Genomic DNA, 24,304 nt, shown 5'->3' on the forward strand with positions numbered 1-24,304 from the left:
TACAATGTGCGCATTCGTTCGTTGCCAATCTCACCACGGCAACCCCACCGATCGCCGCTTTACATCCATCGCTAAGAATTTCAAGGGATACTTAACCCCATGCGCGCCAGCCAATTACTGATTGCCACTCTTAAAGAAACCCCGGCCGATGCAGAAGTGATCAGCCACCAGTTGATGCTGCGCTCGGGGATGATCCGCCGCTTAACCTCGGGGCTCTACACTTGGCTGCCACTGGGTTTGCGCACACTGCGTAAAGTTGAAACCATCGTTCGCGAAGAGATGGACCGCGCCGGGGCACAAGAGGTCTTGATGCCGGCAGTGCAACCCGCCGAACTATGGCAGGAATCCGGCCGTTGGGAGCAGTACGGCCCGGAACTTTTGCGCCTCAAAGATCGCCACGAGCGCGACTACTGCGTTGGCCCCACCCACGAAGAGGTTATCACCGATCTGGTGCGCAAGGAGATCGCCAGCTACAAACAGCTGCCGGTCAACTTCTACCAGATCCAGACCAAGTTCCGCGATGAAATCCGCCCGCGTTTCGGCGTGATGCGCTCGCGCGAATTCATCATGAAAGACGCCTATTCGTTCCACTTGGACGAAGCGTCGCTAAAAGCAACTTACCAGGATATGTACGACGCCTACTCGCGAATCTTCACGCGTTTAGGGCTCGACTTCCGTCCGGTCATTGCCGATAACGGCTCCATCGGCGGCACCGGCTCTCACGAGTTTCATGTGCTCGCGGATTCGGGAGAGGATGATATTGTCTTCTCAACGCAGTCCAACTACGCCGCCAACATCGAAAAAGCCGAAGCGCTTGCCGCCCCGCTGGATAGCAACCCAGAGCGCCCAGCCGCCAACGAAGCACTGCGTTTGGTCGACACCCCCAATGCCAAAACCATTGCCGCTCTCGTTGAGCAGTTCAAACTACCGATCGAAAAAACGGTAAAAACGCTGATGGTGCATGCCGCGGAAGGCGGTCTTATTGCGCTGTTGGTGCGCGGTGATCACGAGCTCAACGACGTGAAAGCGGAAAATCACCCGGCCGTTGCCGCCCCGCTGACCATGGCCTCCGAAGAAGAGATACGCGCGGCAATCGGCGCAGGGCCTGGCTCGCTAGGCCCGATCAACCTCAACACGCCGATCATTATCGACCGCAGCGTCGCGCTAATGAGTGACTTTGGCGCCGGCGCCAACGTTGATGATAAGCACTACTTCGGCATCAACTGGGAACGCGACGTCGTGCTGCCGGAAGTGGCCGACCTGCGCAACGTCGTCGAGGGCGACCCCTCTCCCGATGGCAAAGGCACGCTTTCTATCAAGCGCGGCATCGAAGTGGGCCACGTTTTTCAGCTGGGAAAAAAATACTCCGAGGCCATGAACGCCACGGTACTCGGTGACAACGGCAAAACCAGCCACCCCTGGATGGGCTGCTACGGCATCGGTGTCACCCGCGTGGTCGCCGCCGCGATCGAGCAGAACCACGACGAGGCGGGTATCATCTGGCCCAACGCCATTGCCCCTTTCCATGTGGCACTCGTGCCGATGAACGCCCATAAATCGCAGCGCGTACGCGAAGAGTCGGAGCGTCTCTACCATACGTTAACCGCCGCCGGACTCGATGTTCTCCTGGACGACCGCGATACCCGCCCGGGCGTTAAATTTGCCGATCTCGAGCTAATGGGCGTGCCGCACCGGATCGTGATCGGTGACCGCGGCTTGGATAATGGCAAACTTGAGTATAAAGGCCGCCGCGATACTGAGGTAACGATGGTTTCCGCCGAAGACGTTGTCGAGTTTTTACGTGAAAAAGCTGGGCTTGCCACGACGCAATAACGTATGGCCCGTGCTTGCGGCAGCGGGATGTATCAGCCTGGCGCCGCAAGCAGCCGAGCCGGCCGGTGGGGTACTACGCCCCACCTTTGAAGCCGCGTCTAAAGCCACTATCGATGATCGATATCAACAGGCGAGAGAGCGCTGGCTAGCGCTTATGGCGCCTGCTTTGACCCACTTTGTCGCAGACGCGTCTACACGCGATCAACTGCTTAAGCGCATCTATCAGGAGGCCCAGCTCGCGGGTTTACCCCCAGCATTGATACTAGCCTTGATTCAGGTGGAAAGTAGCTTTGATGCCAGCGCGGTCTCATCAGCCGGCGCGGTCGGGCTCATGCAGATCATGCCGTTCTGGATCGACGAGCTCGGCGTGCCCGCCGACGATCTCAAAGATCCGTGGCGCAATTTACGCTATGGCTGCACGATTCTAGCCCACTACTTGGCAGTCGAAAGCGGTGACTTTACCCGGGCGCTCGCCCGTTACAATGGAAGCCTGGGAGAGACCTGGTATCCAGAGCGAGTGCTCCGAGCATGGCAGGAAAACTGGCGCTAGGGCGGCGACAACATCATCAGCTAGTTAAGTCACGGACACTTTTTAGCATTTCTATGGCGAACATAAAAAAAACCGGCCCAAATGGGCCGGCAACTGGAAGCTTACCTGTTACAGTAAGCCTCCTCCCCTGACGACTGGTTGCTAAAAGGCTAGCTTACTTCTTGCGACGGGCGTCGTGTATAACAAAACCGATCCATCCCGCCATAAAAACGATGGCTAACCCAACAGCGCTTAATCCAAAAATAACGGCATCATCCCAGTACATGTGCTTGCTCTCCCGCCGCGATGTGATGTGTTCATGGTAGTCACGAATGCGCAGAGGAAAGCTGACCTGAATCAATTTTGCCGGTAGCGCCGCGGGTAGGTGCGAAACAATTTGATATGCGTCATTTTTCCCTTAGCAGCCGAAGCACGTTGTTTTGGGAACCGTGAGGCCTGACTATATTTGGCTTACAGCACCTTGCGATCTTCCACCTTGGCGTGATCAGTTCCCGGTGGTAGGGGGTGTCCCTTCGCCAACTCGGCCCGGGTGGCTTCGCGCACGTCCAGGATGCTCACCTGATACTGTAGCGTTCGCCCTGCCAGCGGATGGTTGGTATCCACGATCACCTGATCGCCGTCTACGCTAACCACCGTGACAATCTGCGGCCCCGCTTCACCTTCGGTTTGAAAGCAACTGCCAGGCTGTATGTCAGCGTTGCCAAACGAGGCTCGGCTCACCGGCTGCACCAATGACTCATTGCGTACGCCGTAAGCATCGGCGGGCATCAACGTCACGCTAAGTTCGGCACCAACCGCTTGGCCTTCGAGAGCGCGCTCAAGCCCCGGCACAATGTTATGATGGCCATGCAGATACTCCAGCGGTCGATGACGCGCCTGGGAGTCGTCAAGCACCTGTTTGCCATCGCTTTGCACGTCGCTCAATACGTAGTGCAGGGTCACCACCTGGTGCGCCGTAATCGACATGGAAAACTCCTCTCCGGTAAGCTGTCGGCGTTTTAAATCGTAGCGGCTCAGTTTACCACCTGCCCAAGCCAACGTCTTTCCAGGAGACTTTATCCATGCCGACCCCGAATCCCCAGCGTAGCTGGCGGGCTGCCCTGGCGATTTACTGGCAAGCGCCGGTTCTCACCATGCTGTTTTTAGGCTTTTCCGCGGGGCTGCCGTTTTTGCTGGTGTTCTCGACCCTGTCGGCATGGCTTCGCAGTGACGGCGTGGAGGTCGCGGCGATCGGCTTTTTCGCCTGGATCGGAATGCTCTATTCGATTAAGTTCTTTTGGGCGCCAGTAGTCGACCGCTTGCCGCTTCCTGTTCTCACGCGCACCTTTGGGCAGCGCCGGGGCTGGATGTTGCTCGCTCAAGTAATGATCGCTTCAGGGCTTATCGGGCTTGCCGGGCTCGAGCCGGTGGGAAACCTGGGTTGGGTGGCGGCGTTTGCGCTACTAGTGGCTTTTGGCTCGGCGACGCAAGATATCGCCATTGATGCCTTTCGTATCGAATCCGCTGACGAAGACGTACAAGCGGCCATGGCGTCGACCTATATCATCGGCTATCGAGGCGGGTTGATGGCCGCCGGCGCCGGTGCGCTCTTTGTCGCCTCGGCACTCTCGTGGGATGCGGCCTATTTGACCATGGCGACCCTGGTTGGGGTCGGCGTCATCACCGTGCTACTGCGCCCTGAACCGCCGCGCGCCGCCCTCAGCATCCAATTGATTCAGGAGCCCAAAGTGCGCGCTTTTATCCGCGCAAGCCAAGGCAAGCCAAAAGTCCTGCGCCGCTTAGGGGCTTGGAGCATCGGCGCGATTGTCTGCCCTTTTACCAATTTTTTCCGCCGCTATGGCGTCAAGGCACTCTGGATACTGGTGTTTATTGCCGTCTTTCGCATCAGCGATTTGGCCATGGCTTCAATGGCGAACCCGCTGTATATCGATCTGGGCTTTTCTCTCGCCACCATCGCCAGTGTCACCAATATCTTTGGCATCGCGATGAGCATTGGCGGCGGCTTATTAGGCGGTTTATTGGTCGCCCGCTTCGGCATTGGCCCGCTTTTGATCTTCGGCGCGGCGATCGTGATGCTTACCAATCTGCTGTTTGTGATGCTGGCGCTGGTGGGGGATCAACTCCCCATGCTGGTGCTCACCATCATGGGCGATAACCTTGCCAACGGCCTGGCCAGCGCGGTGTTTATCGCCTTTCTGTCGAGCCTCACGTCCCGCGCTTACACGGCCACACAGTATGCGCTGTTCTCTTCGCTGATGACGCTACCCGGCAAGTTTTTGAGCGGTTTCGGCGGGCTGGTGGTCAGCGCCCAAGGCTACGCCAGCTTCTTTGTGGTCGCGGCACTGTTGGGCCTGCCCGCCGTGATATTGGCCATCTGGGTCAATCGTGATGCCCAGTTAGTCCCGCCGTCCCAAGCGCGTAACAATGAGGCGCCGAATGGGGCGGCTTAAAAGGCGTTACTTTATCGGCGCGCGCTCAGCCACGCTAGCGCACCGGTAGACGAGCGCCACTGGTCGCGCATCAGTGTCCGATACTGCCACGCCTCTTCGCGACTACCCGGCTTGATGTCGCCGTCCCCGCTAGGGAGCGCAGGGCGTGGCTTATCGGCGCACAGCATCTCCAAGGCGTAGCGATTGTACTGCCTGGCCTCCTGCAGAGCCGCGTCGGCCTCCTCATAGCGAGCGAGTCGATAGAGCGCAAGCGCACGCCCGAGTAGAATGTTCAGTTTCATCGAGCCATCGTCGCTGCGTTCTTCAGCCAAGGCTAATGCGTCTTCATTACGCTCATCGCGCAGCAGCTGATCGAGCACCAGCTCGCGCAGCCCCAAGCTATCCTCCCGGTTGATGGCTAGAAGCTCCTCGGCAAGCTCACGTGAATGCTGGCGCGCGCCGCGCTCCATACCCACCACCAGCGCCAGGCCCGTACGCAGCAGGATGGCATTATCGGCGTCGTCCCAGCATAGGCTGCCATCGCCCTCGGCTCGGGCTTGCTGCAGCCAACGCGAAAGCCTTAAGGCCAAGGGCTCCAAAAGGCTCGGTGCCATCCACGGCAAACTGCCAAAGCGGCTTGTGAGCGCCAGTGTCAGGTCTTGTACCACCTGGGGGGAATCCAGCCACTCGGGGTGAGCACAGAGCAACGACATCCACTCCACCGCATTGCCCCAAGGGTCATCACGAAAGCCCAAGGCAAGCTCTTCATCCACCATCACCTGAAACGGCTCATGCCATTCGGCAAAGAGCGTGGCTTCGCGGGCGCTGACGTGATAGCGCAAACGACCACTCTCTGGCGCCACACTAATATCAAGCTTGGGTGCCGTGGGCAGCGCCGCGAGCAAGGATTGCAAGCCAATCAGCGGCGTGGCGAGATCCTCTTCGGCGCTTAGGAGCTGATCCGCTAACGTGGCGCCTGGGTTTTCCGCCAGCGCGGCGAGGAAGTCGAGCTGATCGTCATCCAGTTCGCCCTGACGCGCCAAGCGCCGATACCAGAAATTGGCCCGCTCTTTGGCCTCTTGCTCGTGGCCTTCGTGAAGCAGCAGCATCGCCTCGATATAGGCCAGCGTCGGCGAGTCGGGTAGCGCCTGCTGCGCGCGAACAAAGGCAGCGCGGGCACTATCAAGGTCATCGCTATCCAAATGCATCAAGCACAAACGCTCAAGCGCCACGCCGCGTAGAAACAGCGGCCCTCGATCCAGCACTTCATCTAAAAGCTCGGCGCGCTTACGGGTAAAGCCACGCTCTTGATAAATATCGAGCAAAATTTCAAACGCGGGCTCAGCCTGCTCGGGCAAACGCGACCAGTCGCTACCGTCAAAAAGGGATTCCAAGATCTGCATGGCCCGGCCCGTCTGCCCGCTCTCCGCGGCTATCAGGCCCGCTTCCAAAAGCGCCTGTGCCGGTGCGCGCTGACTTGCCAGGGCGGCTTTCAGAGTGGCGCCTTTCCAGTCGCGCAGGGACAGCATCCACATCATCTGATCAGGGATTTCGGTCGGGAATTCAACGCGGTAACAACACTGCTTGAACTTGCGCCCGGAGTCGCACCAGCAAGGCTCGTTACGCGCGGGGGTCGCGAGGGGTTCGCAAGCGAAATCCAGGCGCTCAAGCGGTGTTTGCGACCATAAAATCGGCGCCAACGCCTGGGCGATGGCGTCGTCGCCGTTGAAATAGTCGGCGCCCTCGGCGCGCACCCAAGTCATGAAATCGGGATAGTGCTCTTGTTGCCTGATTGCCGAGAGTGCCCCAGAGGCAAATCCCAGCAGCTGATCGACCCATACCGCCAGCATTGCCGTCTCCACGCGATGTTAAAAGCACCGTAGTTTAGCATGTTGGAAGGTTCATACGCAGCGGTACCTTTGGCTCGACGCTACGCTTCACGCGCCCACGCCAGAAGCGGCTGGGCACGTGCGTGCATATCGAGCCGCGCGCCAAGGCGTACCAAGTTCCAGTAGTGGCCATTCAGCGTCCGCGAGAGCAGCAGCGTATCGGCGGGTGGCTGCAGCCGATCCATCGCGGCCCACACCTTTGGGGTGAGCTCGCGAAGACGGCGGTGCACGCGCACATCGTCAAAGTTTTGCTTACCGGGGGCGAAAAGAGGTGCCACGCAATCAGCGGACTCCTTATAAAGGGAAAGCGGCGCGCCCTGCCCTTGGCGGCCGCCCATTTTGAGCAGTGCCTCGTCCATCGCCATGGGATCTTTGGCAAGCGTTGCTTCCAGAAGCTGCATCATCGCTTTCAGACGCGCCTCGGGTACCGGGATCACCGCGCCGAAGTCGTAAATCACCAGCCGCCCCTGGTCATCAGCGGCGAAGTTGCCCGCATGCGGGTCGGCGTGGAGTTCACCATAGGTAAAGAGCTCTTCGGTCACCCAGTCGGCCAATGTCGCCGCTATCTTCTGGCGCGTGGCATCATCGGCGCTTTCCAGTTCGCGCAGCGGCGTGCCCTCCACAAAACGCATGGCCAATACGTGCTTGCCTGTCAGTTCACACAGAGGCTCAGGAATCACCAAGCGCGGCTCATTGCGATAGCGCTCGCGATAGCGCGAAAGCGCCTCGGCTTCGGCGAGGTAATCCAGCTCTTTGCGCAGCCCAGCCGCCAGCTCTTCAAATAGCGCGTCCAAGCGAGCCTGAGGCACCTTGAACCAGCGCCCCAACCGCATGATGCGTTTGACCTGTTTTAAGTCGCTCTCCAGTACCTCGTCCAAGCCGGGGTATTGAATTTTGAGCACCACCGTATCACCGTCGTGGGTGACCGCGCGGTGCACTTGCCCCATGGAGGCGCTGGCGAAGGGGCGCTCTTCAATCTCCTGAAAGTGCGAATCAAGCTCACCGTACTGCGTCACCAAGGTTTCGCGAATGCGCGGCCAGGGCATCGGCTCGGCCTGACGCTGTAGCCGCGAAAGCTCTTCAACTAAATCCGGCGGCAAGAGGTCATCCCACTGCGACATGATCTGCGCCAGCTTCATGGCCGGGCCTTTCAGCTCAGAAAGACCTTCAAACAGCGCTTCGCCTAACGAGCGCCAGTCCGCTTGTCCACCCAATCGGGTTTTGAGCAGCGCACCGCCGGTGCGCGCGCCAAGCCCCATTAAACGCCGTGTCCTGCCTCGTTCGCGCATGCTGTTGCTCCGTTAAAAGCGATACTTGAAGCTTAACCAACTACACCCAATTATACAAAACCTATACGCCAAAAGCGCACGATGCACCGGCTCGCGTCTGTTACCATGAGCGCCACTCTCTCCATCGAGGCACCCCACGTTCGCCATGCGCTTGATCATCGCTGAAAAACCCAGCCTTGCCCGCGCCATCGCCGAGGCGCTACCCGGCAGCATGAACCGCCAAGACGGTGCGATTACCTGTGGAACTACCACCGTGACATGGTGTATCGGTCATCTGCTCGAGCAGGCCCCACCGGATGCCTACGACCCCGCTGATAAGCAGTGGCGGCTCGACCGCTTGCCGATTGTGCCCAAACGCTGGAAGCTCACGCCGCGGCCTCAAGCGCGAGGCCAGCTGGCGGTGATTCGCAAGCTTTTAAAGCAGGCAAAAGAGGTGGTTCACGCCGGCGACCCCGACCGCGAAGGCCAGCTACTGGTTCAGGAAGTGATTGAGCACCTAGGCTATCGCGGCCCAGTGCAGCGGCTATTAATCAGCGACTTGAACCGCCCTGCCGTTAGCCGCGCGCTGACGGTGATGAAAGACAATATAGCTTTTCAGCCCCTTTACCGCGCCGCCGAGGCCCGCGCTCAAGCGGACTGGCTCTACGGCATTAACCTCACCCGCGCCTGGACGCTCACCGGGCGCCAGGCCGGCTTCGATGGCGTGCTCTCCATCGGTCGGGTGCAAACACCGGTGTTGGGGCTGATCGTGCGCCGCGATAATGCGATTCGCGATTTTGTGCCTTATCCCTTCTATCCGCTTTGGGTGGATCTGCAGATAGCGAAAGGGCAACTGCGCGCTTGGTGGGTTCCCAAGGAGACTCAACCTCTGGATGAACAGGGACGCCTGATTGATCGTGCGCCCGCCGATGCCCTCGCCGCACGGCTGCCCGGCGCCACCGGCCAGCTCACTACCCTCAATCAACAGGAGAAACGCCAAAACGCCCCGCTGCCCTACTCGCTTTCGGCATTGCAGGTGGACGCCGCTCGCCGCTTCGGCCTCTCCGCCCAAGCGGTACTCGATACCTGCCAAACGCTGTATGAGCGCCACCGCCTGATTACCTATCCGCGCTCTGATTGCCGCTACCTGCCAGAGGAGCACTTTGCCGGCATGGGCGCGGTACTTAGCGGTGCCTGCCAGCAGGATGCCACGCTTAGCGGCTGGCTTGCTGGCGCGGACTTCACCCGCCGCTCAAAGGCCTGGGACGATAAAAAAGTCGGCGCCCACCATGCGCTTTCCCCTACCGGTAAAACCCCGGATTTCAACGCCCTATCGAAGCAGGAAGGCAACGTGCTGCGGCTGATTATTCGCAACGTAGTCGCGCAGTTCTATCCACCGCTTCGCACCTTCGAGGTCAAAGCCGAGTTCACGCTGCTCGGGGAGGCCTTTCGCGCCAGCGGCCAGCAAGTACTTGATCCCGGCTGGAAGCCGCTTTTTACCACCCGCGAAGAAACACCACCGCTCCCCCCACTGACGCAAGGCGAGCCCTGCCAAGCACAAGATGCCGGGGTAGAGGTGCGCGAAACCCGCCCGCCGGAACCGTTCACCGACGCCAGCCTCATCAAAGCCATGATGAACATTAGCCGCTACGTCGATGACCCTGACGTGCGCCGCACCCTCCGCGACACCGATGGCCTAGGCACCGAAGCGACCCGTGCGGGCATCATCGAAACACTGGTGAAGCGCGGCTACCTGGTGCGCAAACAGAAAGCCCTGCGCGCCACCCAGCTTGGCAGCGCCTTGATCGCAGCGCTACCCAGCGCGGTAAGCACGCCTGAGCGCACCGCCCTTTGGGAGCAGCGCTTGCAAGCGATCGCTGATGCGCAAGACGACCCCGCCACCTTTCAGCATGCCCTGCTTAACGACCTCTTGGCCCTACTCAAACAAAGTGATGCCGGCAGGTTGAGACAGAGTTTGCGCACCGCACAAGGTGAAGCAGGAGCCCCCGCAAAACGCCCCGGTAAAGCGAAGAAGCGCTATACAAAAAATAAGCGCGCTGAAACGCGAAGAAAGGCGCGGTAAGAGAGTTTTTGAGCGGTAACGATGACCACTCGTTCATTAGCCATTGCGTGTTCGCGGCCGCACCACGAACCAGCTGGCCAGCACCAGAGCGGCAAAAGCCGTATACACCAGGGTAAAGACCCAGTCCGGCGGATTGAAGTAAATCAAGTTATGCAGCCAGTGCTGAATAAAAGAGCCGGAGTAGGTCGCCTCACCGGCCTTATCCCTAAGCGCCATTTCCCAGGTAGTTAACGGGCAAATAACGCCTATCCAGGTTTGCACCACCACGACCCCAATCGCGCCGAGATGAATAAAACGGAAGACTCTATTTCTCACCCACTGCCAGTCGAGAAAATAGCCCACGTACACAGCCACTAGCCCGAAGATGACAAAGGCGATAAACAGCACGTGGATGATCAAAACGGTGTCGGCCAATACACTAAACAAGAGCGTTGTTGGCATACTGAGACATCTCCTCCTTACCCGTTATTTTCTTGGCAAAAACTGTCATTCTCACACGGCTTTGATTACAGTCTAGCCCCCCATTTTTGTATCGCTAGCATAGGAAGTTCAGCCTAAATGAACTCTCTTGCCGATTGAGTAAAAAAGGAATATTTTGTACTCATGGATGAGTTTGAATTTGACGGAACCAAAAGCAAAACCAATCTGGACAAGCACGGCATTGACTTCGTGGCTTCCCAGCAGTTGTGGAAAGATCCATATTTGCTGGAAGTAAAGGCAAAGTGCGTGGATGAGCCCCGATATCTGCTGATTGGCAAGATGGGTGACAAACACTGGTCGGCCGTTGCGGCATACCGTGAAGGGCGTATTCGCCTGATTTCGGTTAGGCGTTCCCGCAAGAAAGAGGTTGAGCTTTATGAAAACTAAAGATTTCGACAAGAAGTTTGATGAGGGGCAGGAAGACGTTGTTGAGGATCTTGAACTGTCTTCCGCCAGGCGGGTGAATCAGGAGCAAAAGCGAATCAATGTTGATTTTCCGGCCTGGGTCGTAGAATCTCTGGACCGTGAGGCTGCGCGTATTGGCGTTACCCGTCAATCCATTATCAAGGTCTGGTTGGTTGAACGTTTGCAGGCGGAGGCCGCCCACAAGCCGTTTAATCAGGGCAACGCAGGCGGCGTCCACTAACGGAGAGGCATAACTACGGAGAATCCGTCCGGTTCATTCGGCTAAAGGAAAGCCATCCGAAAGTGTTGGTTCATGACAGGATTGGTGGAAAGATGGCCAGACTCAGCGTGCGGTGAAGGCAGTCATTGCGGAAGTTCTGGATAAAGATCTACCGGAGAGCTATGACAGGATCGCGTTTAAAGAGAAATGTGACAACGTCTTTGAACTGGTGGTTGAGTTCGCTGCTCATCGACAGAAATGGGTGGCGTAGGTGACCCACTGGATACTCGGCCCTGGCGCCATTGGACGCCTTTTGGCCCATTTGCTAGCGCCCCACGCAGACGTCACGCTGATTGGGCGCCGTCTGCTACCGGTTCAACAAACGCTGACCACCCCAGAGGGTGAGCGCCTCGCCCAGCACCTCTCCATCACAACGGCGGCGGCGTTGCACGCGGATAAGCCGCCCCCACCGGCGTTTGTGCATATCACCACGAAAGCCATGACCGCTGAGCCGGCGCTCGAGAGCATCGCCGGCGTTATACCCAGCACGACGCCGCTAGTGCTATGGCAAAACGGTTTTTATGTTCAGCCGCGCCTGACGCACGCGTGGCCGGGGCCGGTACTCTGCGCCACGACGACCGAGGGCGCCTACCTCACCGGCGAGGACGGCGTGGTGCATGCCGGGCGCGGGCAGACGTTTATTGGTGACCTGAATAATCAGCATGGCACCCTGGCACAAACGCTGGCTGAAGCGTTATCGCACGCAGGCTTGAGCAGCACAGCGGTCAGCGATATTCGCCAGCGCCTGTGGCAGAAGCTCGCGGTCAACGCGGCTATCAATCCGCTGGTGGCTCTGCAAGGAATTCGTAACGGTGAGTTGCGTCAAGCCGACCATGCCGCCCGTGTTGACGCGGTTGTAAAAGAGATTGCGCGGATCATGCACGCCGAAGGTATCGCGCCACCCTCTAATGCCCGTGAAGAGCAGGCGTGGCGTGACTGGGTATGGCAGGTCGTGAATAACACCGCCAACAACAAAGCCTCGATGCTGCAGGATATAGAAGCCAACCGTCCCACCGAGCGCGGGGCGATATTAGGCCCTCTATTAGAGAGCGCCAAGCGCCACCGGCTCACCTACCAGGAACTGGCGGCGCTTGATCAAGCACTGACACACAAAGAGGCGGCTCAGGCATCCTTGTCTTGATAGAACTGCATCAGGCTTGAGAAATCGAGCCCACCGTTACCGTTGGCTTTGTGCAAATTAAACAGCGACCGTGCAGCCGAGCCCATGGGTACGGGAGAGGCGCTCTGCTGGCTGACATCCATGGCTAGACCCAAGTCTTTAAACATCAAGTCCACCTGGAAGCCACCCTGATAGCCATTAGAGGCAGGCGCGTTTTCCATAACGCCCGGGTAGGGGTTGTAGACGTTGAGCGCCCAGTTGCCGCCGGAGCTCTGCTTCATAATTTCAGACAGCACCGCCGGGTCGAGGCCGTTTTTCACCCCCATATTGATCGCTTCGCAGGTGCCCGCCATCAGAATCGACAGCAGCATATTGTTGCACACCTTGGCGATTTGTCCGGCACCGTGATCACCGGCGTGGAAGATATTCTTGGCCATCGCCTCCAGCACTGGTTTGGCCTTGGCAAACTGCGCCTCGCTGCCGCCCACGATGAACGTGAGCGTGCCGGCTTTGGCACCCCCCACGCCGCCGGAAACCGGCGCATCCACAAAACCGATGCCCTTCTCTTCACCTGCGGCCGCCACGGCACGCGCCGTATCGGCATCGATCGTGGAGCAGTCGATGATCAACGCATCCGAGTTGACTATATCGAAAAGCGGCGCTTCACCATCCACATACAGCCCACGCACGTGCTTACCCGCCGGAAGCATGGAGATAACAAACTCCGCCCCCGAGGCGGCCTCCTGTGCGGAATTCGCTACGCTACAGCCTTGCGATTTGGCGGTCTCCAGCGCTTGGGAGGAGAGATCAAAAGCGCGCACCTCGTGCCCCGCTTTTGCCAAGTTGGCGGCCATCGGGCCGCCCATGTTACCCAGGCCGATAAATGCAATCGTTGCCATTGTGTCGCGTCCTTATTGTTGTCTGCTTGATGTAAATATGTCGCCCTAAAGGCTCACTCGCCAAGATCGGCCAACGGGTTTTCCGCCCAAGGTGGCGTCAACAGCCCTTCGATAAAGCTGCCTTCCACCTCAGCGACGCTTGAATAGGTCCACTGGGGCTTACCGTCTTTATCGACCAGAAGCGCGCGCACGCCTTCGGGGAATTCACGGTGGCGACAGCACTGCACCGAAAGCTCAAGCTCGGACTGAAACACCTGGGCGAGTGACATATACTTCGCCCGTTTAAGCTGCTCATCGATCAGCTTGACGGAAACAGGGCTGCCGTGGGAGAGCGTTTTCTGCGCTTTACCAAACCACTTGTCGTCACTTTCCACTGCTAGGATCGCCGCAACAACCTGCTCGATGGTGTCGTGATCAATCAACTCGCGTATCAGCGGGCTGAACTTATAGACCGGTGCCTCCATCTCCTTGAATACCGGTTGAGATTGGCGTTCCAGCTCGCGCAGCACCTTATTCACCACGCCTTGGGCATCGGCGCGCTCGTCGTCGCCCCAACTGGCATCGGTTAGCTGATCAATGAGTTCTGCGCGTTTGTCACTGGCGATCATGCGATCGGCAAGCCCTAGGTGATGGGCATCGACGGCATTAATCTGGCTACCGGTAATCGCCAAAAACTCGCCAGTCCCATTAGGCAGGCGGTTCAAGAACCAGCTTGCGCCCACGTCCGGGTAGAGACCGATGGTGACTTCCGGCATCGCCAAGCGAGAGGTTTCCGTCACGATACGGTGGCTGCTTGCATTTAAAAGCCCCATACCGCCGCCCATGACGATGCCGTTGCCCCAACAAATCACCGGCTTTGCAAAGGTGTGCAGGCGGTAATCGAGACGATACTCGCGCTCAAAGAAGTTTTGCGGAAAATCAGGGTCCGCTTCACCAATAATGCCTTTATAGAGATTGACCACGTCTCCACCGGCGCAGAAAGCTTTCTCACCGGCGCTGTCGAGCAGAATCGCCACCACCTTGTCGTCCTGCTCCCAGCGCTCAAGACGCGGTAATATTTCATCGATCATTTCAAGCGTCAGCGCGTTGAGCGAACGCTCGGCATTTAGCTTGATTTCGCCGATGGTATGCCCATCGTGGGTCGGGTGTTCAGTAAAAATCACACTGCTCATTCAGCGCTCCTTCTGGGTTACGGTCTAGCAGAGCTTATAGCTCAGTAGCGCCCTCCGCCAAGACGCGACGAGAAATGATTAAGCGCATGATTTCATTCGTCCCCTCCAGAATGCGATGGACACGCGTATCGCGAACATAGCGCTCCATCGGGTACTCCTTGATGTAGCCGTTGCCGCCGTATAGCTGCAGCGCCTCATCGCAGACGTTAAAGCCTACATCGGTGGCAAAACGTTTCGCCATCGCACAGTACGCACCCGCATCGGCGTGGCCGGCATCCAGCTTGGTGGCCGCCAAGCGAACCATCTGCCGCGCCGCCACAAGCTCGGTGACCATATCCGCCAAGCGGAACTGTAGCGCTTGGAAGTCCGCCAGTTTTCTGCCGAACTGCTTACGCTCCAGCATGTATTCGCGCGCCTTATTAATCGCCTGCTGCGCCGTGCCGATGGAGCACGTCGCGATATTGATACGCCCACCGTCCAGGCCCTTCATGGCAATTTTAAAGCCATCGCCCTCTTTACCCAGCATATTGCTGGCGGGAACACGAACATCTTCAAAGGTGATCATCCGCGTTGGCTGGCTATTCCAGCCCATTTTGTCCTCTTTGCGGCCGTAGCTGATGCCCTCGCTCTTGGCATCCACGGCAAAAGCGGAAACACCGCTTGCCCCTTCACCGCCGGTGCGCGCCATCACCACGAGAAAATCGGTGCTGCCCGCACCGGAGATAAACATCTTGCTGCCGTTGAGGACGAAGTCGTCGCCGTCGCGCTTGGCCGTGGTCTTTAGCGAGGCGGCATCGGAGCCGGCATTGGGCTCGGTCAGGCAGTAAGACCCCAACAGCTCACCGGTGGCAAGCTTCGGCCCCCACTCCTGCACTACTTCGGGCTGGCCAAAATCCGCCAACATCCAAGTCACCATGTTGTGGATGGTGAGATAGGCGGTGGTGGACGTGCAGCCCATAGAGAGCTGCTCAAAAATAATGCTGGCATCCAGGCGCGAAAGCCCCAGTCCCCCGACGCTTTCCGGCGCGTAAAGCGAGCAAAAACCCAGCTCTCCCGCCTTGCGGATCACGTCAACGGGGAAGATGGCGTCTTGATCCCACTCGGCGGCGTGCGGCTCTAACTCATTCTGGGCGAAAGCGCGTGCCATGTCGGCAAAGGCGATTTGATCTTCGTTTAGCTCAAAATTCATGGGGTTCTCCGCTTCGATCAGCCGGTGGCTGACAAGTTGCTTTTATCGTTATCGGCTAGCTAATTGACGTTTACGTTAACTTATTATTTTGTGCTTTCACAAGCAACGCCTTTTAGCCTGCGACCTTTGGCTATGCCCTTATAAAAAAGGCGCCACGCGGGCGCCAAAACAACGGACAGACGAGCAAACAGGGTTATTTAAAGTTTTTGTTATACATACGCGCCAATTCACCGATGATACCGCTACGAAAGCTCAATACGCAGACCACGAAGATAATTCCGAGGATCACACTCACCCAGTTGCCAAGTGGCGACTGCCCCAGCACGTGCTGCAAGCTGACCACGATACCCGCACCAGCGATCGGCCCCAAGAGCGTCCCAACACCACCGAGTAGCGTCATTAGAATGACCTCGCCCGACATGTGCCAGTGCGCATCGGTCAAGGAGGCGAGCTGAAACACCACGGTTTTGGTCGAACCGGCAAGGCCTGCCAACGCAGCGGAGAGGACAAACGCCATCAGCTTATAGGCATCGGTGTTATAGCCCAATGAAACGGCGCGGGGCTCGTTTTCACGGATCGCCTTGAGCACCTGGCCATAAGGCGAATGCACCGTGCGCTGAATCAGCGCGAAGCCGAACAGAAAGACAGCAAACACGAAATAGTACATCGCAAGGTTGCTGCTTAGATCGATGACACCAAATAGCGCTCCGCGCGGGACGCCGTGGAGCCCATCTTCACCGCCGGTGAAAGGCGCCTGGATATAGACAAAGAACACCAGCTGAGCGAGTGCCAGGGTCACCATGGCAAAGTAAATACCTTGACGGCGAATCGACAGCACCCCAAACACGGCCCCTAGCGCGGTAGCCACCAAGGTACCGGCAATAATCCCCAATTCCGGCGTTAACCCTGGGTAGCTTGCCAATAGGTAGCCGGTAATATATCCACCAGTGGCCAGAAACGCGGCATGGCCGAAGGAGAGCAAGCCCGCGTAACCCAGTAGCAAGTTAAACGCACTGGCGAACAAGGCAAAGCAGAGCACCTTCATCAAAAACACGGGGTAGGCAACAAAAGGAGCGACAAGCCCGATCGCCACCAGGGCAAGATAAAACATATTGCGGCGCATTTTGGCGCGACGCTGGCGCTCTAGCACCGCCGACGGCAACGTCGTTGCTTGCGGCGCTGCTTGCGAAAGAGATTGAGAGTCAGCCATGGTTAAGCCTCCTTACCGAACAGCCCAGCGGGGCGTAACATGAGCACCAGGATCATGACTAAGAAGATCACGGTATTAGCAGCTTCCGGGTAATACACCTTGGTCAGCCCCTCGATAATCCCCATGGCCAAGCCGGTCACGATGGCGCCAAAGATGGAGCCCATGCCGCCAATGACCACTACCGCAAACACCACAATCAGAAGACTAGACCCCATGGTCGGGGAAACGGGGTAAAGCGGTGCGGCAAGCACCCCGGCAAAGGCGGCCAACGCCACGCCGAAACCGTAGGTCAGCGTAATCAATAGCGGCACGTTAACGCCAAACGCCTGCATCAACTGAGAGTTTTCCGTCCCGGCGCGCAGATACGCCCCCAGACGAGTGCGCTCGATCATAAACCAGGTAAATAGACACATGGCCAAGGCGGCGACCAGCACCCAGGCACGGTAGGTCGGCAGGAACATAAAGCCTAAGTTCAAGCCGCCTTGCAGCGCTTCAGGCGTGGTATAACGCGCGCCTGATACGCCAAAGAAATTGATCAGCGTGCCTTCGAAAATGAGTGCCAAACCAAAGGTCAAAAGCAGGCCGTATAAGTGGTCCAAGTGCGCAATCCGACGCAACAGATAACGCTCAAGCAGCATGCCAAAGGCGCCCACCACAAGCGGCACTAAAAACAGCGCCAACCAGTAGTTAACACCTAGATACTCAAAGCCCAACAGCGCGGCAAATGCCCCGAGCATGTACTGCGCCCCGTGGGCAAAGTTAACGATTTTAAGCAGGCCGAAAATTACCGCCAGACCCAAGCTGAGCAGCGCGTAAAAGGCACCGTTTACCAGGCCCAGCATGAGCTGCCCCATAAACACCGCCAAAGGCACGCCAAATATCATCGTCATGTTATGACTCTCCTCGCCGTCAAGCGGAGGGGCATGACCAGCAGGCCATACCGCCTCCTTTTTTACTTATCACTGATCAGTGGTGCTGGCTTAGTTCTGCACCAGGTCACACTGACTTTCAGACAGCGGACGATAGGCTTCGTCGGCGGGAATGGTGCTCAGAATCTTGTACAGATCCCACTCACCGGTGGACTCTTCCGGCGTTTTCACCTGGGCGAGATACATATCGTGGACCATGCGACCATCTTCACGAATCTGGCCGTTACGGGCGAAGAAGTCGTTGATCGGCTCGGCAGCCATCTGCGCACGCACGGTTTCAGGGTCATCGGTACCCGCGGCTTCTACCGATTTCAGATAGTGCATGGTGCTGGAGTAAACACCCGCTTGTACCATTGTCGGGCGCTTGCCAACGCGCTCAAAGTAACGATCCGACCACTCACGCGCCTGATCATCCATATCCCAGTACCAGCCGGTGGTGAGAAGCAGGTTTTGCGTCGCTTCAAGCCCCAACGCATGGACGTCGTTAAGGAAGATCAGAAGACCCGCGAGCTGCTGGCCCGACTGCGTCAAGCCGAACTGACTGGCGGTGGTGATCGCGTTAACCGTATCAGAACCGGCATTGGCAAGCCCGACGATATCAGCGCCTGAGCCCTGTGCTTGCAGAATGTAAGAGGAGAAATCATTGGTCGGGAAGGGATGACGCACGCCTCCCACCACTTCACCGCCGTTCTCTTCCACGACCTTGGTGACGTCGGCTTCCAGCGCGTGACCAAAGGCGTAATCGGCGGTGAGCATGAACCAGGTTTCGCCGCCCTGCTCAACAACCGCCTTTGCCGTGCCGTTAGCGAGCGGATAGGTGTCATAAACGTAGTGGATGTGGTTGGGTGTGCAGTGCTCATTGGTGATGCTTGAGGCCGCTGACCCGGAAATAATCGCCAGGCCATCATTCTCCTCCACCACTTTGGACACCGCAATCGAGACCGATGAGGCCACCATACCACCGACCATATCGACGTTTTCTTGATCGATCCAGCCGCGCACGGTGTTGGCACCCACATCGGCGCTGTTGCGGTCATCGGCGCTCATGACTTCGATAGGGACGCCGTTGACGCTGCCCCCGAAGTCTTCAATTGCCATGACCATGGCTTCCAAGCCGCCTGGGCCGGCAAGATCACGATACGTACCCGACATATCCGCCAGATAGCCAATACGCACTTCATCATTGCTCATCTGCGCTTGCGCGGCGCTAACGGCAAAGGTGGAAGCGGCAGCCAGCGCGATGCTGGTAGTGAGTGCTTTTTTCATAAAAGTCATGTTCGTCTCCTACCCCAGAAGGGTATTTGTTGTTGTATTGCGACGCATCAAGTTGTTATGCCGAGTTGGCACACTCATGCGCTTTTACGAATTAGCTGCGTCGGCAGCTTTCTTACTAAAGCGTTACACCCCCAACATGGTGTTGAGATGTTCACGCCGTGATGGCAGCTGCGCCGCCGTAATCTCTTCGACAATTTGGCCGTGATCCATCACAAAGTGACGATCGGCCAAAGGAGCGGCGAAGCGGAAGTTCTGCTCCACCAGCACAATGGTCATACCGCGCTCTTTGAGCATCATCAGCACTTCGCCAAGCTTCTGCACAATGACCGGTGCCAAGCCTTCGGTAATTTCATCGAGCAGCAGAATGCGCGCCCCGGTGCGCAAGATGCGCGCCATGGCGAGCATTTGCTGCTCACCGCCCGAAAGGCGGGTGCCCTGGCTTCTGCGCCGCTCATAAAGATTCGGGAACATGGTGTAAATTTCGTCCAACGTCATTCCGTCGGAGCGAACCGTGGGCGGCAACAGCAGGTTTTCGTGAACGTCAAGGCTGGCAAAAATACCGCGCTCTTCGGGGCAGTAGCCGATACCTAAACGCGGGATGTGGTGTGGCTTCATGCCTAGGGTTTCGTTGCCGTTGACCATAATCGATCCGGTACGTCGCCCCACCATGTTCATGATGGATTTTAGCGTCGTGCTACGCCCGGAGCCGTTACGCCCTAACAGCGTGACTAGCTCGCCGCGTTTGACGTCAAAATCCACGCCATGAAGGATGTGCGATTCGCCGTAAAAGGCATGCAGATCCTGGATGCGCAACATCTCCGCGCCCTGCGGCCGAGTCGCGTCCAGCTGTTCCGGGGTTAGCTGTTCTGCGGTATTCATGCTTGCGCTTCCTCTTCCTCGGCCTCTTCGCTCCCCATATACGCTTCACGCACCAAGGGGTTACTTGAGACGCTCTCGTAGTCGCCCTCCGCCAGCACCGACCCACGCGCCAGCACGGTAATGCGATCACACAGGCGACTGACCACGCTCAAGTTGTGCTCAACCATCAACACGGTGCGCCCTTTGGAGACACGCCGGATCAACTCCACAATGCGGTCGACGTCTTCCGCGCCCATGCCTTGGGTTGGCTCGTCAAGCAGCATCATCTTGGGCTCAAGTGCCAGGGTGGTCGCCACTTCGAGCGCCCGCTTGCGCCCATAAGGCATTTCGACGGTTAGCGTATCGGCATATTCCGCCAGCCCGACTTCGTCTAGCAGCTCCATCGCCCGCTCATTGAGGTGATCAAGCGATTTTTCCGACTTCCAGAAATGGAACGAGGTGCCCAACTCTCGCTGCAGCGCGACGCGCACGTTTTCAAGCGCCGTCATGTGGGCAAATACCGCTGAAATTTGAAAGGAACGCACCAACCCCATCCGCGCAATCTGGTTAGATTTCATGCTGGTAATGGGTTTGCCGCGATAAAGAATCTCACCGCGTGTGGGCGGTAAAAATTTAGTGAGCAGGTTAAACACCGTGGTCTTGCCCGCGCCATTCGGGCCGATCAGGGCATGAATGTGCCCTTCCTGCACCTGAAGATTGACGTCGTCGACCGCAGTGAAGCCACGGAACTCTTTGGTTAGCCCCCGGGTTTCAAGGGCAAAGTTTCCACTGGCAGCTGTCTCACGAGCTTCGTCTGCACTCATAAAGTAACAAGCCTCTTTGTTGTTATTGTGCTGACTTTCACCGAACCGAAAGAAATTCGCTTGCCGGCGCTCAAGCCTTACCTGAACGTAAGGTGTAGGTGCAAACTAGCAACGCTTAAGGGGTTGTGACAATTACAACTTTGGTATACGCAACCTCCTATACAGCTCCAAAAAATGCACTAATTTTATAAAAAACAGAAACTTAACTATTTTCAACGCAATCAAATATCGCACCATTAGCACTTTACGTTAACGTGAACTTGTTTTAGCCTCAGTGACAATGTTCCATAGGGACACTTCCCCTATTGCGAGAAACAACATTATGAGTAAAACCTACTCCATTAGCGAGCTGGCCAATGAGTTTGATGTCACCACTCGCAGCATCCGTTTTTACGAAGATCAAGAACTTCTTCATCCCTCGCGGCGTGGCCAAACGCGCGTCTACAGCAGCAAGGACCGAGTGCGCCTCAAACTGACGCTGCGCGGCAAGCGGTTAGGTTTTTCTCTGGCGGAGATCCGCGAGCTGTTTGAGCTTTGGGATGAAACCCGCAGCGGCAGCGAAAAGCAGCTGCATCTGATGCTAAGCAAAATCTCTGAACGCCGCGCGGCGTTGGAGCAGCAGATGAAAGACATCACCATGGTGCAGCTAGAGCTAGAGAGCGCTGAGATTCGCTGTCGCCAGGCGCTAGAAGAACTGCATCAAAAATTAGAAGAAGAAGAGCGCTCGGCGGATAGCCGCAAAACAGCCAATCCTAAAGGCGCATCAACCTCCGCGACCATGCATTAACGCTACCAACCAAGCAAAGGTGATTGACCATGTTTACCCACTACTCTGAACTCGATTTTGGCCTTGACGACGAACTCAATATGCTGCGTGAGCAGGTCAACGCCTTTGCTCGCGACGAGATCGCCCCGCGCGCCGCTGAAATCGACGAAAAAAACGAATTCCCCAACGATCTGTGGCAGAAGTTTGGCGATATGGGCCTTTTAGGCATTACCGTCTCGGAAGAGGACGGCGGTAGCGGCATGGGCTATCTCGCCCACTGCATTGCCATGGAAGAGATTTCACGGGCCAGCGCCTCGGTGGCGCTCTCCTATGGCGCCCACTCTAACCTGTGCGTCAACCAGCTTAAGATCAACGCCTCAGCCTCCCAGAAAGCCAAGTATCTCCCCAAACTGATTAGCGGCGAGCACGTAGGGGCGCTGGCGATGTCGGAGCCGGGTGCAGGGTCCGATGTCGTCTCCATGCAGCTACGGGCGCGCAAAGAGGGTGATAAGTACATCCTCAACGGTAATAAAATGTGGATCACCAACGGCCCCGACGCCGATGTGCTCGTGGTCTACGCCAAAACCGACCCGGACGCCGGCTCAAAAGGCATCACCGCTTTCATTATCGAAAAGGGCATGCCGGGCTTCTCCACCGCGCAAAAGCTAGACAAGCTGGGCATGCGCGGCTCCAACACCTGTGAGCTGGTATTCCAGGATTGCGAAGTCCCCGAGGAAAACGTACTAGGCGACATCGGTAAAGGCGTGCGCGTCTTGATGAGCGGCTTGGACTACGAGCGCACCGTTCTCGCCGCCGGCCCCATCGGCATCATGCAGGCCGCCATGGATGTGGTGGTGCCCTATATCCATGAGCGCAAGCAGTTCAACCAGTCGATCGGCGAATTCCAACTGGTGCAGGGCAAAATCGCCGATATGTACACCACCATGAACGCCTGTCGCGCCTACCTCTACGCCGTCGCCAGCGCCTGCGATAAAGGCCAAACGTCGCGTAAGGACGCCGCCGGTGTGATCCTTTACTGCGCGGAAAAAGCCACCCAAGTGGCACTCGATGCCATTCAGCTACTCGGTGGCAACGGCTACATCAATGAGTACCCCACCGGGCGCTTGCTGCGCGACGCCAAACTGTATGAGATCGGCGCCGGCACCAGTGAGATTCGTCGCATGCTGATTGGTCGCGAACTCTTCAACGAGTCGAAATAAGGAGTTCGCCATGAGTACGCTAACCACGCAGATCAACCCGCGCAGCGACGCCTTCCAGGCCAACGAAGCCGCCATGCGCGCCGAGGTGATGAAGCTCCGCGAGCTCACCGCCGCCATCAACCAGGGCGGCGGCGAAAAGGCTCGCGCCCGCCACGAATCGCGCGGCAAGCTGTTTGTCCGCGACCGCATCGACCACCTGATCGACGAAGGCTCCCCGTTTCTTGAGTTTTCCGCGCTGGCCGCGCACAACGTTTACGAAACCGAGGTCCCCGCGGCGGGGGTGGTCACGGGGATCGGCCGCGTCAGTGGCGTTGAGTGCGTGATCGTTGCCAACGACGCCACCGTCAAGGGCGGCACCTACTTCCCGATGACGGTAAAAAAACATATCCGCGCCCAGGAGATCGCCCGCAAGCACCGTTTACCGTGTATCTATCTGGTCGACTCCGGCGGCGCCTTTTTGCCCCGTCAGGACGAAGTTTTCCCGGACCGCGATCACTTCGGGCGCATCTTCTATAACCAGGCCACCCTGTCCGCCGAAGGCATTCCGCAAATCGCGGTGGTCATGGGCTCCTGCACCGCCGGCGGTGCCTACGTGCCGGCCATGGCCGATGAATCCATCATCGTCAAGGAGCAGGGCACGATTTTCCTCGGCGGCCCGCCATTGGTGAAAGCCGCCACCGGCGAGTCCATCAGCGCCGAAGACCTCGGCGGCGCGGATGTGCACGCCAAGCTTAGCGGCGTGGCGGACCACTACGCCGAAAACGACGCCCACGCCCTGCAGCTGGCGCGTGCTTGCGTCTCACGGCTGAATTGGCAAAAGCGCGGCGAACTCAAGATGCAGCCGCCCAAGCCACCCAAGCTCGACCCCAGTGAGCTCTACGGCATCGTCGGCACCGACCTGAAAAAGCCCTATGACGTGCGTGAAGTCATCGCCCGCACGGTCGACGACTCCGATTTTGACGAATTCAAGCGCTACTACGGCGACACGCTAGTGACCGGCTTTGCCCATATTCATGGCTACCCGGTGGGTATCGTCGCCAACAACGGCGTGCTCTTCTCGGAATCGGCGGTCAAAGGCGCGCACTTTATTGAGCTCTGCGCCCAGCGCCAGATTCCGCTGATCTTTTTGCAGAACATCACCGGCTTCATGGTCGGCTCCAAGTACGAGCACGAGGGTATCGCCAAGCACGGCGCCAAGCTTGTCACCGCCGTCGCCTGCGCCAAAGTGCCCAAGTTCACCGTACTCATCGGCGGCAGCTTCGGCGCCGGCAACTACGGCATGTGCGGCCGCGCCTATGACCCCAACCTGCTCTTTATGTGGCCCAACGCGCGTATTTCCGTGATGGGCGGTGAGCAAGCTGCCGGCGTCCTCGCGCAGGTCAAGCGCGAGCAGATCGAACGCGAAGGCCGCGAGTGGACCCAAGCCGAGGAAGAGGCGTTCAAACAGCCGACGCGCGAGCAGTACGAGCACCAGGGCCATCCCTATTATGCCAGCGCTCGCCTCTGGGATGACGGCGTGATCGACCCAGCCCAAACTCGCGATGTATTGGGGCTTTCGCTTGCCGCCGCGATGAATGCCGAAATTGAAGAGACACGCTTCGGCGTGTTCCGGATGTAAGGAGCAA

Annotated in this window: 23 protein-coding genes; 10 read left to right on the forward strand and 13 right to left on the reverse strand. The window is 57.9% G+C overall.

Annotated elements, in window-relative coordinates; translation table 11 throughout:
- The first annotated feature begins 99 nt into the window (after positions 1-99).
- Entirely contained in the window at positions 100-1,833 is a 1,734-nt protein-coding gene (locus tag BQ9846_RS12705) for a proline--tRNA ligase (RefSeq protein WP_075881319.1), read from the forward strand.
- A complete protein-coding gene (locus tag BQ9846_RS12710; RefSeq protein ID WP_422821886.1) occupies positions 1,802-2,383 on the forward strand; it encodes a transglycosylase SLT domain-containing protein in 582 nt (193 codons plus the stop codon). The genes BQ9846_RS12705 and BQ9846_RS12710 overlap by 32 nt, the downstream gene beginning before the upstream one ends.
- 154 nt (positions 2,384-2,537) lie before the next feature.
- Here the strand turns inward: BQ9846_RS12710 and ccoM are convergent, their stop codons facing one another.
- Positions 2,538-2,648 (reverse strand): cytochrome c oxidase subunit CcoM, encoded by a 111-nt coding sequence (ccoM, locus tag BQ9846_RS17160; RefSeq protein WP_328585369.1) that lies wholly within the window; start codon positions 2,646-2,648, stop codon positions 2,538-2,540.
- A gap of 185 nt (positions 2,649-2,833) precedes the next feature.
- On the reverse strand, positions 2,834-3,349 hold the full coding sequence (locus tag BQ9846_RS12715) for an FKBP-type peptidyl-prolyl cis-trans isomerase (RefSeq protein WP_075881320.1): 516 nt from the start codon (positions 3,347-3,349) through the stop codon (positions 2,834-2,836).
- 95 nt (positions 3,350-3,444) lie between these two features.
- On the opposite strand from BQ9846_RS12715, the gene BQ9846_RS12720 reads away from it, so the two are divergent.
- Entirely contained in the window at positions 3,445-4,833 is a 1,389-nt protein-coding gene (locus BQ9846_RS12720; RefSeq protein ID WP_075881321.1) for an AmpG family muropeptide MFS transporter, read from the forward strand.
- 11 nt (positions 4,834-4,844) lie between these two features.
- Here BQ9846_RS12720 and BQ9846_RS12725 read toward each other — a convergent pair whose 3' ends face one another.
- Positions 4,845-6,662, reverse strand: coding sequence for an SEC-C metal-binding domain-containing protein (locus tag BQ9846_RS12725; protein WP_075881322.1), 1,818 nt, complete (start codon positions 6,660-6,662; stop codon positions 4,845-4,847).
- Between the two features lie 80 nt (positions 6,663-6,742).
- A complete protein-coding gene (locus tag BQ9846_RS12730; RefSeq protein ID WP_075881323.1) occupies positions 6,743-7,990 on the reverse strand; it encodes an ABC1 kinase family protein in 1,248 nt (415 codons plus the stop codon).
- A gap of 145 nt (positions 7,991-8,135) precedes the next feature.
- Between BQ9846_RS12730 and BQ9846_RS12735 the strand changes: the two genes are divergently transcribed.
- Positions 8,136-10,052, forward strand: a complete 1,917-nt coding sequence (locus tag BQ9846_RS12735; RefSeq protein ID WP_075881324.1) for a DNA topoisomerase III — start codon at positions 8,136-8,138, stop codon at positions 10,050-10,052.
- 36 nt (positions 10,053-10,088) lie between these two features.
- Here BQ9846_RS12735 and BQ9846_RS12740 read toward each other — a convergent pair whose 3' ends face one another.
- Positions 10,089-10,493 (reverse strand): DUF2784 domain-containing protein, encoded by a 405-nt coding sequence (locus BQ9846_RS12740; protein ID WP_075881325.1) that lies wholly within the window; start codon positions 10,491-10,493, stop codon positions 10,089-10,091.
- Positions 10,494-10,655: 162 nt separating this feature from the next.
- On the opposite strand from BQ9846_RS12740, the gene BQ9846_RS12745 reads away from it, so the two are divergent.
- The 3 genes from BQ9846_RS12745 (at position 10,656) to BQ9846_RS12755 (ending at position 12,358) form a co-directional block, all read left to right on the forward strand.
- Positions 10,656-10,919 carry a BrnT family toxin gene (locus BQ9846_RS12745; protein ID WP_075881326.1) on the forward strand — a complete coding sequence of 88 codons (264 nt, stop codon included), beginning with the start codon at positions 10,656-10,658 and terminating at the stop codon, positions 10,917-10,919.
- Positions 10,909-11,178, forward strand: a complete 270-nt coding sequence (gene brnA / locus BQ9846_RS12750) for a type II toxin-antitoxin system BrnA family antitoxin (protein ID WP_075881327.1) — start codon at positions 10,909-10,911, stop codon at positions 11,176-11,178. Before BQ9846_RS12745 ends, brnA begins: the two co-directional genes overlap by 11 nt.
- A gap of 250 nt (positions 11,179-11,428) precedes the next feature.
- Positions 11,429-12,358, forward strand: coding sequence for a ketopantoate reductase family protein (locus tag BQ9846_RS12755; protein WP_075881328.1), 930 nt, complete (start codon positions 11,429-11,431; stop codon positions 12,356-12,358).
- Here BQ9846_RS12755 and mmsB read toward each other — a convergent pair.
- From mmsB to BQ9846_RS12795, 8 genes are all read right to left on the reverse strand, one after another.
- On the reverse strand, positions 12,340-13,236 hold the full coding sequence (gene mmsB / locus BQ9846_RS12760; protein WP_075881329.1) for a 3-hydroxyisobutyrate dehydrogenase: 897 nt from the start codon (positions 13,234-13,236) through the stop codon (positions 12,340-12,342). The two genes, BQ9846_RS12755 and mmsB, sit on opposite strands and share 19 nt — an antisense overlap.
- Positions 13,237-13,289: 53 nt before the next feature.
- Positions 13,290-14,408, reverse strand: a complete 1,119-nt coding sequence (locus tag BQ9846_RS12765) for an enoyl-CoA hydratase/isomerase family protein (protein ID WP_075881330.1) — start codon at positions 14,406-14,408, stop codon at positions 13,290-13,292.
- A gap of 34 nt (positions 14,409-14,442) precedes the next feature.
- Positions 14,443-15,597 carry an acyl-CoA dehydrogenase family protein gene (locus BQ9846_RS12770; RefSeq protein WP_075881331.1) on the reverse strand — a complete coding sequence of 385 codons (1,155 nt, stop codon included), beginning with the start codon at positions 15,595-15,597 and terminating at the stop codon, positions 14,443-14,445.
- Positions 15,598-15,790: 193 nt separating this feature from the next.
- Positions 15,791-16,720, reverse strand: a complete 930-nt coding sequence (locus tag BQ9846_RS12775; RefSeq protein ID WP_422821896.1) for a branched-chain amino acid ABC transporter permease — start codon at positions 16,718-16,720, stop codon at positions 15,791-15,793.
- 89 nt (positions 16,721-16,809) lie between these two features.
- Positions 16,810-17,697: a branched-chain amino acid ABC transporter permease gene (locus tag BQ9846_RS12780; protein ID WP_075881333.1), complete on the reverse strand. Its 888-nt coding sequence runs from the start codon at positions 17,695-17,697 to the stop codon at positions 16,810-16,812.
- Positions 17,698-17,787: 90 nt separating this feature from the next.
- Positions 17,788-19,011 carry an ABC transporter substrate-binding protein gene (locus BQ9846_RS12785; RefSeq protein ID WP_075881334.1) on the reverse strand — a complete coding sequence of 408 codons (1,224 nt, stop codon included), beginning with the start codon at positions 19,009-19,011 and terminating at the stop codon, positions 17,788-17,790.
- Positions 19,012-19,134: 123 nt separating this feature from the next.
- Positions 19,135-19,890, reverse strand: a complete 756-nt coding sequence (locus tag BQ9846_RS12790; RefSeq protein WP_075881335.1) for an ABC transporter ATP-binding protein — start codon at positions 19,888-19,890, stop codon at positions 19,135-19,137.
- Positions 19,887-20,693, reverse strand: a complete 807-nt coding sequence (locus BQ9846_RS12795; RefSeq protein WP_075881336.1) for an ABC transporter ATP-binding protein — start codon at positions 20,691-20,693, stop codon at positions 19,887-19,889. Before BQ9846_RS12795 ends, BQ9846_RS12790 begins: the two co-directional genes overlap by 4 nt.
- Positions 20,694-21,015: 322 nt before the next feature.
- On the opposite strand from BQ9846_RS12795, the gene BQ9846_RS12800 reads away from it, so the two are divergent.
- Genes BQ9846_RS12800 through BQ9846_RS12810 form a run of 3 tightly spaced genes read left to right on the forward strand, consistent with a single transcriptional unit; the run spans position 21,016 to position 24,297 of the window.
- A complete protein-coding gene (locus BQ9846_RS12800) occupies positions 21,016-21,480 on the forward strand; it encodes a MerR family transcriptional regulator (RefSeq protein WP_075881337.1) in 465 nt (154 codons plus the stop codon).
- A 29-nt stretch (positions 21,481-21,509) separates the two neighbouring features.
- Entirely contained in the window at positions 21,510-22,679 is a 1,170-nt protein-coding gene (locus tag BQ9846_RS12805; RefSeq protein ID WP_075881338.1) for an isovaleryl-CoA dehydrogenase, read from the forward strand.
- Between the two features lie 10 nt (positions 22,680-22,689).
- On the forward strand, positions 22,690-24,297 hold the full coding sequence (locus BQ9846_RS12810; protein WP_075881339.1) for a carboxyl transferase domain-containing protein: 1,608 nt from the start codon (positions 22,690-22,692) through the stop codon (positions 24,295-24,297).
- The last annotated feature ends 7 nt before the right edge of the window (positions 24,298-24,304 follow it).

This window comes from Vreelandella massiliensis, from assembly GCF_900155385.1.
Classification (GTDB): domain Bacteria; phylum Pseudomonadota; class Gammaproteobacteria; order Pseudomonadales; family Halomonadaceae; genus Vreelandella; species Vreelandella massiliensis.